The 7774-nt window shown below is 58.2% G+C and carries 6 protein-coding genes; all 6 read left to right on the top strand.

Annotated features, from left to right (window positions below):
* Positions 1-1513, top strand: a 1513-nt coding sequence (locus EN914_RS16915) for a DUF262 domain-containing protein (RefSeq protein ID WP_164778765.1), incomplete at its 5' end; no start/stop codon positions are given.
* A gap of 52 nt (positions 1514-1565) precedes the next feature.
* Positions 1566-3197 carry a class I SAM-dependent DNA methyltransferase gene (locus EN914_RS16910; RefSeq protein ID WP_245265394.1) on the top strand — a complete coding sequence of 544 codons (1632 nt, stop codon included), beginning with the start codon at positions 1566-1568 and terminating at the stop codon, positions 3195-3197.
* Positions 3187-4485 carry a restriction endonuclease subunit S gene (locus EN914_RS16905; RefSeq protein WP_024505052.1) on the top strand — a complete coding sequence of 433 codons (1299 nt, stop codon included), beginning with the start codon at positions 3187-3189 and terminating at the stop codon, positions 4483-4485. The genes EN914_RS16910 and EN914_RS16905 overlap by 11 nt, the downstream gene beginning before the upstream one ends.
* Entirely contained in the window at positions 4482-5033 is a 552-nt protein-coding gene (locus tag EN914_RS16900) for a hypothetical protein (protein ID WP_024505051.1), read from the top strand. Before EN914_RS16905 ends, EN914_RS16900 begins: the two co-directional genes overlap by 4 nt.
* A gap of 2 nt (positions 5034-5035) precedes the next feature.
* Positions 5036-5731, top strand: a complete 696-nt coding sequence (locus tag EN914_RS16895) for an abortive infection family protein (protein WP_024505050.1) — start codon at positions 5036-5038, stop codon at positions 5729-5731.
* On the top strand, positions 5728-7774 hold a 2047-nt coding region (locus EN914_RS16890; protein WP_164778764.1), incomplete at its 3' end, for a type I restriction endonuclease subunit R. The genes EN914_RS16895 and EN914_RS16890, both read left to right, overlap by 4 nt.

Here is a 7774-nt window from a genome sequence, read left to right as displayed (position 1 = left end):
TCATCAGAGCGTCACCGCCGTTCTCGACGGGCAGCAGCGTCTCACGGCACTCAATATCGGCCTACGCGGATCTATGGCTATCAAGCAGCCGAACAAGTGGTGGACGAATCCTGATGCGTTCCCTGTGCGGACGTTGCGCCTTGATTTGTTGGCGCCCCCGTCGCCTGACGAGGACGGGATCCGCTATCGCTTCAAGTTCCTGGACGATCAGCAAGCCGCGCGCGACGAGGGAGCACACTGGTTCTTAGTCCCTGACATTCTCGGGATGAAAGACGGCCCGGCAATGCTGTCCGGATTACGAAAGCGTGGACTCGACGGTGATCCTTTAGAAAGAGCCTACGAGGTAGTCGACCGTCTGCATCGCGTCGTCCACTCGCACAACCTTGTCAACTACTACGAGGAAGAAACCCAGGACCTCGAGCGGGTTCTCAACATTTTCATCCGGCTCAATTCAGGAGGGACGATCCTCTCCTATTCAGACCTGTTGCTTAGCATTGCCGTTGCCCAGTGGAAGCAGGTTGACGCTCGCGCCGAGATCCACAAACTCGTGGACGAGTTGAACCACATTGGGTCGGGTTTCGCGCTCAGTCAGGACTTCGTCCTCAAAGCGGGCTTAATGCTGGCTGATATCGCCTCAGTAGGATTCAAGGTCGAAAACTTTACGACCACCAACATGCTGGCGCTGGAGACCAATTGGTTCGCGATTCGGGCGGCTCTGGTCAGGACCGTAGAACTGGCTTCAAGCTTCGGCCTCAATGGGCAAACGCTGAGGGCCGACAGCGCCCTATTGCCGATCGCTTACTATCTATACCGGCGGAACGCTCCTGCGAACTACGTCACCCATAGCCAGTTCGCTGGTGATCGCGCGGCGATCAGAGACTGGCTGGTGAGGTCGATCGTAAAGGCATCCGGTATCTGGGGCAGCGGGCTTGATACGCTTCTGACCGCCCTTCGCGAGGTGGTTCAAGCAAATGACCCGACGGCCTTCCCGGTGGGACAGCTGCGCCAAGTGATGAGCCAACGGGGAAAATCCTTGACCTTCGAGCCGGCAGAGATCGAGGATCTCCTGCATATGGAGTATGGCGACAAGCGGACGTTCCCGCTGCTCTCTTTGCTGTTTCCCTTTGTCGATCTGCGCAATCAATTCCACGTCGACCATATCTATCCAATTTCCCGGTTCACGCCGGCGCGGCTTCAGAAGCAAGGGTTCGATGAGATAGACGTCGAAGTGGTCGCTCGTCACGCGAACACGCTGCCCAACCTTCAGCTTCTCGAAGGCGCCATCAACAATGAAAAGCGGGCGGCTATGCCGATGGCATGGCTTTCCGCGCACTTGCCGGACCCCACGTCGCAGCTTCACTACCGAACCAAACACGAGTTAGGCGAACTGGCGGCAGACCTCCAGGAATTCGAGACGTTCTATGCCGCACGGCAAGATCGGCTTCGGATGAAACTCACCGAACTGCTCGGAAACCCGTCCGCCGCGTCGGCCCCGTCCGCTGCGGCAGAATGACAGCTTCGAGCGTTCAAACGTACCCCATAATACCTTGAAGTCAGGAATTGCAGTGCCACGAGGACGTAAACCCGGGACGAAGAATGCGGCTCCCAAGCCGGAAAAAGTAGCACCACCGATTGCGACAACGCTCTGGGCTGCAGCCGACAAGCTGCGGGGCAACATGGATGCTGGCGAATACAAGCACGTTGCGCTTGGCCTGATATTCCTGAAATACATCTCGGATCGATTCGACGCCCGCCGTAAAGCTGCGCTTACCGACCCTGAAGAACGAGATCTTGTCGACGACCGCGACCTCTATCTCGCGGACGGGATCTTTTACGTCCCCGATCGCTCGCGCTGGGACTTTCTCAAAGAAAACGCGACCAGCACCAAACCGACAGTCGGCGAGTTGCTGGATCAAGCTATGCTCGATATCGAAGCTGAGAATTCCAGCCTTCGCGGCGTCCTGACAAAGAACTATGCGCGCCAGGAACTGGATCAGACCAAGCTGGGCGAGGTCCTGAAGCTCTTCTCCGACATCAAGTTTGACGACTCCCACAAGGGGCAAGACGTTCTAGGCCGTGTCTACGAATACTTTCTCGGCGAGTTCGCCAAGATGGAGGGCAAGCGCGGCGGACAGTACTACACCGCCGGCTGCGTGGTGAAGCTGCTGGTCGAGATGCTGGAGCCGTTCAAGGGCCGCGTCTATGACCCTTGCTGTGGTTCCGGCGGAATGTTCGTGCAGTCCGAGCGTTTCGTGGAAGAGCACGGCGGCCGGCTCAACGAAATCTCCGTCTATGGTCAGGAGTCCAACGCCACGACGTGGCGCCTTGCGAAGATGAACCTTGCTATCCGTAGCATTGAAGCGAATCTCGGTCCCAAATGGGCGGACACCTTTCATGAGGACCTGCACAAGGGCCTGATGGCGAAGTACGTCCTCGCAAATCCGCCGTTCAACGACAGTGACTGGGGTGGCGAAAAACTGAAGGATGACGGCCGATGGAAATATGGCGTCCCGCCTGCCGGGAACGCCAACTTCGCTTGGCTCCAGCACATCGTCCACCATCTTGCACCGGATGGCTACGCCGGCGTCGTCCTGGCCAATGGCTCATTGTCGAGCCAGCAGTTCGGTGAAGGCGATATCCGCCGGACTATGATCGAAGGCATCGAGGTCGCTGAACCGAATGGGACGAAGACGGTCTATCCGGGACTCGTCGATTGCATCGTTGCGCTTCCCGGCCAGCTGTTCTCTACGACTCAAATCCCCGTTTGCCTTTGGTTTCTGACCCGCGACAAATCCAACGGCATCTCGCGCGACAAGAAGCTGCGCGATCGCACGGGTGAAATCCTGTTCATCGACGCGCGCGGCCTCGGAACTATGGTCTCGCGCACGCTGAAAGAGCTGTCCGACGATGACATCGCCAAGGTCGCCAACACTTACCATGCGTGGCGTGAGGTCGGTGGGCGTTATGTGGACGTGCCGGGCTTCGCCAAAGCAGCTAGCCTGAAGGAAGTCGAAGCTCAAGGGTTCTTGCTCACACCGGGGCGGTATGTCGGTACGCGGGAGATGGACCCGGACGACGAACCCTTCGAGTCCAAGATTTCTCGTCTGACTAAGGACCTCCGCGATCAAATGACCGAAGGTATGGCGCTCGACGAGCGCATCCGCAATGCACTGGCGGGGGTCGGCCATGGCTGGTGAGTGGGCAACAACAACACTCGGCGATGTTGCGGACGCCATACAGACCGGCCCGTTTGGCAGCCAATTGCACGCGTCAGATTATGTATCGACAGGCGTGCCGGTTGTAATGCCAACAAACATAACTGACCGTCGGATCGACACAGCCCGCGTGGCGTACATCACCTTCGCAGAAGCAGATCGGCTTAGCCGGCACAAATTGCGGCTCAACGATCTCGTGTTCTCCAGACGTGGTGAAGTCGATAAGTGCGCGCTGACCATTGACAACAACGTAGGATGGGTGTGCGGAACTGGGTGCCTCTTAGTTAGACCAAACACGAAGAAGGTCGATCCGCGCTTTCTCGCTTTCTGTATCTCAAGTCCAGATACGCGTGATTGGCTACGTCAACATGCTGTCGGGCTGGTTATGCCCAACCTCAATACCGAGATATTGAGGAACGTTCCCCTCGTCTTGCCATCGATTAATGAGCAGAAAAATATCGCCAACCTCCTCGGCTCTCTCGATGACAAGATCGAGTTGAACCGGTTCATGATCGGAACTCTTGAGGAAATCGCTCAGGCGCTGTTCAAGAGCTGGTTTGTGGATTTCGATCCTGTCCGTGCCAAGCTTGAAGGCCGCGGTCACAACCTCTCAGCAGATACTGCTATTATTTTCCCTGACCGCTTCGGAGAGAATGGGGTACCAGAAGGCTGGAATATTGCATCGATCTCGTCGGTGCTGGAAATCAATCCCTCCACGCCGCTTCGAGCGAGCACTCCCGCGCCTTACGTTGATATGGCTGCTCTTCCGACCTCAGGTCCAAGCGTCGACAGCTACATCATACGCGAAGCCTCATCGGGCGCCCGCTTTATGCGGGGTGATACGCTGATTGCGCGCATCACGCCCTGCCTGGAAAACGGAAAGACGGCCCATGTGGATTTTCTCGCCCAAGATCAGGTCGGATGGGGCTCGACCGAGTTCATCGTGCTGCGCCCCAAGGCGCCCATGAGTGCGGCATGGCCCTATCTGCTGGCGCGAAACGAATCCTTCCGCGCACACCTGATTGGATCGATGACGGGGTCGTCTGGACGGCAGCGCGTACCACCCTCTTCAGTTGCGGCTTGGGAAATGGCATTGCCGCCGTCTGGTATATTGGAAGCCTTCGGTCGTATCGTCGATCCCCTGTTCTCTAGTATTCAAGCTGCTGCGGCCCAATCCCGAACCCTGCGAGATCTAAGGGACACTCTCCTGCCAAAGCTGATCTCTGGGGAGCTCCGCATCAAAGATGCGGAGAAGGCGGTGGCAGCATGAGCGAACGTGGCGTCAGCCTCGCCTGGTCCATATTTTCAGACCTACCAGATGAGCCAGAAACCAAATACGGCGCAATGCTGGTCAATTGGAACGGTCAGACGGGCCGGACGACATACGACATGGCGCAATCCTACAAGACAGCCGCCTTCCGCTTGCTCGACGAGGCTAGCAGCTGCAACGAGTCCTGGGAGAGCATCGATCCGATTCTGTTCTGTTTCCGGCATGCTCTCGAACTGAACCTCAAGGCGATCCATGAGGCCCAACCGAAGCGAAACCATGGACTCCGTGACCTCGCTATCCACCTGCACGAGCGCCTGACAGGTTGTTATCAGCAGTCGCAGTTGGACTGGCTCAGGGATCGCATTCTGGAGTTCGATACCTTCGATCCACGTTCGACGGCGTTCAGGTACGACGATGTCGCTAATGCCAATATTGCGCCTGAAGTTTGGGTCGATTTCGTTCAGCTCCGTCGGATCATGAACGCAATCTTTAACGCACTCGACAAGGTCCGGCTCGACGACTTCGAGCGCGTCAGGAAGGAAACCTGACGATGCCCTACTCGCTCCAGATGCTCCGCGCCCTACTTGAGCTGCACCCCGATCGGGCGGAGCCTCTCAGGATTCACATAGAGGCCCTGGAGCGCAGCATCGAGAGCCAGCCGGCCTTCTGCCTGCAAAGCGTCAGGACGCTCTTCGAAGCGGCACATTCGACGATAGGGGTCCGCTTGGGTATCGAGTTTCGCAAGAAAGACGGCTTCCCGGACCGAATGCGCGGCGTGATCGATGCCATGGATTTCTCCCTAACAGATCACCCAAACGCGGCGGATATCAACGAACACATCAAGGCGCTTACCAAGGGAATCGATGATGTCGCTGTCGCCCTGGCGAAGCTCAGCAATGTACCCAACATGCGCCATGGCGGGTCGCTCGATTGGGGAACGCTGCAGCGCCAGCATGCGCTGATGCTCGGCGGCCTTTGCGACAGCCTTGTCGCCTTCCTATTCGATGTCGCCTGGAGCCGAGCGGTCCCGGGGCCGCAAGACGAGGGTGCCGCGACCTACAGCACAAACGCTGCGTTCAACGAGCATCTCGATGCCGAGTTCGACATGGTAGAGATAGCAGGCGCAAGCTTCCAACCGAGCTACGTGCTCTTTCACTTGGACGAAACCGCCTATGATGCCGCTCGCCTCGATTGGGAAACAGAAGGAGCAAACGAAAGCGCGCCAGACGCCGAGATCGCAGCATGACAGAGAGTTATTACCAACCGACGGAGACCCGGCGCCTTGAGCTTGCCGAGGAAGCGGTCGAACTCGCAGCCCTATCCTGGTTCGAACTGATCGGTTGGAAGTCGGTTCCTGGCGATTATCTCGCTCCAGACGGCCCCATGGGCGCCCGTACCGATTATCGGCAGGCAATCCTGGAGCCGGAGCTACGCAGCGCGCTGGCAAGCCTCAATCCGGAGGCGACGGCCGCCATGGTCGATGCGGCAATGCGAACGATCATGGCTGTGCCCAGCCAGGATCTGATCGAGAACAACAGGCTTTTCCATCCGTTTCTCGTCTCCGGCGTTCCAGTCGAGATCAACGACCGTGGAGAGACGCGGACTGTCGGGTTGCGAATCCTTGATCGCGATAGCCCGTCGGCCAACCGTTTGCTGGTCGCGAACCAGTTCATTGTGAAGGGGGACCGCGGCGTCGTTCGCACGGACCTGACCGCTTTCGTGAACGGGCTCCCGGTTGCGATTCTTGAGTTCAAGAACCCGGCCAGCATCAATGCTACGCTGGAACGGGCACATACCCAGTTGAGGAACTACGCCGAGAAATGCCCGGACCTATTCCGCGCGAACCAGGTTCTCGTCGTAAGCGACGGCATGAAAGCCCGGATCGGGTCGCTCACTGCGGAGCCGGATCGGTTCGCGCCCTGGAGAACCATCGATGGAACCGATCTGGATGACAGGGGTCGGTCGGAACTCGAGGTGCTCATCCGTGGTGTCTTTGCACCGGAGCGCTTCCTCGATTTCATCGTCGACTTCGTGGCGTTTGAGGTGAAGGACGGGACCGTTAGGTCGAAGAAGCTCGCCGGATATCATCAATTCCATGCCGTCCGGAAGGCATTGGCATCAACCGTGGCCGCCTCGCAAAGCGGTTCGCGGAAGGGTGGTGTCGTCTGGCACACACAAGGGTCTGGCAAGTCGCTGACGATGCTGTTCTTCGTTCGTCAGCTCCAGTTGGCCAAGGCGCTTAAAAACCCGACCATCGTCATGGTAACGGATCGCAACGATTTGGATGACCAGCTCTTTGGCACCTTTGTAGACCATAGTGCGGCGCTCCGCGGAACGCCCCGCAAAGGCGAAACAGCGGAGGAAATGCGAAGGCTGCTGTCGGTTGATATTGGCGGCCTCGTATTCACGACGATACAGCGGTTCCGTGGTGCGGATGGCACACATCCGCTGCTCACGGATCGCAGCAATGTGGTCGTGATCGCCGACGAGGCCCATCGAACGCAATACGGGTTCAAGAAGACATTCGTGGAACGCGACGGCGAGATCAGGGAAGCCGTAGGGTTCGCGGACTATCTCCATCAGGCCCTGCCGAATGCCACGGCCGTCGGGTTTACCGGGACACCGATCGACGAGAGGGATCGCGACACTTACGGAACCTTCGGCGACGTCATCGACACCTACGACATGACGCAAGCAGTGAGGGACAAAGCGATCGTTCCAATCCACTACACCGCACGGCTGGCTAGATTGCACTTGAACCTGTCCGATGAGGATCGGGTCCGACTCGACACATTGGCGGAGGAACTTGCGGAAGGCGAGGACGCTGCCGTCGAGCGGATCAAAGGCAAGCTCGCGAGATTCGATGAGGTCGTCGGCGCCCCGGACCGGGTGGAAGAAATCGCGGCAGACGTCGTCGCGCATTTCGAGAAACGAAGGGAGGCGATGGCTGGCGGCAAAGGAATGATTGTCGCGATCAGCCGGAGAGTCGCGGTGATGCTCTATGACGAGATTGCCAAGTTGCGTCCTGACTGGGTTTCTGCCGAAGCGCGCGATGACACCATCGGTATGCTCAAGGTAGTCATTACTGGGAACCGCTCTGACGACCCTGCTTCGCTGCAACCGCACCTTCGCACGAAGTCTCGGCTGGAAGCTCTCGCCAATCGCTTCAAGAAGCCGGGGTCCGGCTTCGACTTGGTCATTGTCCGAGATATGTGGCTGACAGGATTCGATGCACCTTCGCTTCACACGCTCTATGTCGACAAACCGATGCAGGGGCATGGCCTTATGC

It is taken from the genome of Mesorhizobium sp. M7A.F.Ca.CA.001.08.2.1 (assembly GCF_003998455.1).
GTDB classification, from domain to species: Bacteria; Pseudomonadota; Alphaproteobacteria; order Rhizobiales; family Rhizobiaceae; genus Mesorhizobium; species Mesorhizobium ciceri.
Note: the sequence above shows the minus strand (reverse complement) of the source record. Positions and strands in the feature narration are given on the sequence as shown.